1 protein-coding gene is annotated in these 914 nt (G+C 64.0%); it reads right to left on the minus strand.

Annotated elements, in window-relative coordinates:
- On the minus strand, positions 1-914 hold a 914-nt coding region (locus EN991_RS37950), incomplete at both ends, for a 3-deoxy-7-phosphoheptulonate synthase class II (RefSeq protein WP_164769743.1).

The raw sequence follows: 914 nt of genomic DNA on the forward strand, positions 1-914 counted from the left end.
GAGCCGAAACGTGCAATCAGCGTCAGCCGGCCGGGTTCATTTTCGGGGTTGAGCAAGTCGATCAGCTCCAGCAAGCCGTCCGGCGTCAGCGACGGACCGCATTTCAGGCCGAGCGGGTTCTTGATGCCGCGGCAATATTCGACATGCGCATGGTCGGGCTGGCGGGTGCGGTCGCCGATCCAGATCATATGGCCCGAGGTAGCGTACCAGTCGCCGGAGGTCGAATCGACACGCGTCAGCGCCTCCTCGTAGCCGAGCAGCAGCGCCTCATGGCTGGTATAGAAATCGGTCTCGCGCAGCGCGTAGTTGGTTTCCGAAGTGATGCCGACGGCCTTCATGAAGTCCATCGTCTCGGTGATGCGGTTGGCGAGCGACTCGTATTTCTCGCCCTGCGGGCTGTCGGACACGAAGCCGAGCATCCAGCGGTGCACATTCTCCAGGCTGGCATAGCCGCCTTGCGCGAAGGCGCGCAGAAGGTTGAGCGTCGCCGCCGACTGGCGGTACGCCATCTCCTGGCGAGCGGGATCCGGAATGCGCGACTTCGGGTCGAATTCGATGCCGTTGATGATGTCGCCGCGATAGCTGGGCAGCGTCACCTCGCCCTTGGTCTCATTGTCGGACGAGCGCGGCTTGGCGAACTGGCCGGCAACGCGGCCGACCTTGACCACCGGCTGCGCGCCGGCGAAGGTCAGCACCACCGACATCTGCAGGAAGACGCGGAAGAAGTCGCGGATGTTGTCTGCGCCGTGCTCGGCGAAGCTCTCGGCGCAATCGCCACCCTGAAGGAGGAATGCGTCACCGGCAGCGACCGAAGCGAGCTGCTTCTTGAGCTTGCGCGCCTCACCGGCAAAAACCAGCGGCGGAAAGGTTGCGAGCTGGGCCTCCGTGTTCTTCAGCGCTGCAAGGTCCGGATA

The sequence above is a fragment of the Mesorhizobium sp. M7A.F.Ca.US.005.03.2.1 genome (assembly GCF_003997795.1).
Lineage (GTDB): Bacteria > Pseudomonadota > Alphaproteobacteria > Rhizobiales > Rhizobiaceae > Mesorhizobium > Mesorhizobium ciceri.